1 protein-coding gene and 1 pseudogene are annotated in these 446 nt (G+C 61.9%); both read right to left on the reverse strand.

Annotation, left to right across the window (positions count from 1 at the left end; genetic code table 11):
* Positions 1-221: pseudogene (locus tag PZH32_RS14140) on the reverse strand (gephyrin-like molybdotransferase Glp); the annotation flags it as partial.
* Positions 222-233: 12 nt separating this feature from the next.
* Positions 234-446, reverse strand: a 213-nt coding sequence (locus PZH32_RS14145; RefSeq protein WP_343074544.1) for a molybdopterin-binding protein, incomplete at its 5' end; no start/stop codon positions are given.

Here is a 446-nt window from a genome sequence, read left to right on the forward strand (position 1 = left end):
AGGACGCAGTCCACCCAGGAACCCGCCGGCTGAGGTTCCGTGCCCTCAGGCATGATAGCCATGCTGTTCGTCTTCTGGATAACGCCGAACAGGCCCGAGCTCTGGTTGCGGGCCGGTGTCACCTCATAGGTGCCGTCCTCGGCGCGGGTCAACACCGAACGCAGGAAAATGCGGCGCGGATCCTTGTTTTTCTCATCGGAGGTCAAGCGTGCCTTCACCACAGGATGGTCCATTCAGGTATAGCCCTGCATGGTGCGCAGAGCCGGACGGATGAGCATCTGGAAGCCCACATAGGCCGCCGCCGGGTTGCCGGGCAGTCCGAACACCGGTGTCCCCTCCACCAAGCCGAAGGTTTGAGCCTTCCCCGGGCGCATGTTCACTGTGGTCATCTTGAGCTGGCCCAGCTCGGCCTCTACCGGCTTGATGAAATCGTAATCGCCATTGGC

The sequence above is a fragment of the Adlercreutzia equolifaciens genome (assembly GCF_029076695.1).
Taxonomy (GTDB): domain Bacteria; phylum Actinomycetota; class Coriobacteriia; order Coriobacteriales; family Eggerthellaceae; genus Adlercreutzia; species Adlercreutzia equolifaciens_A.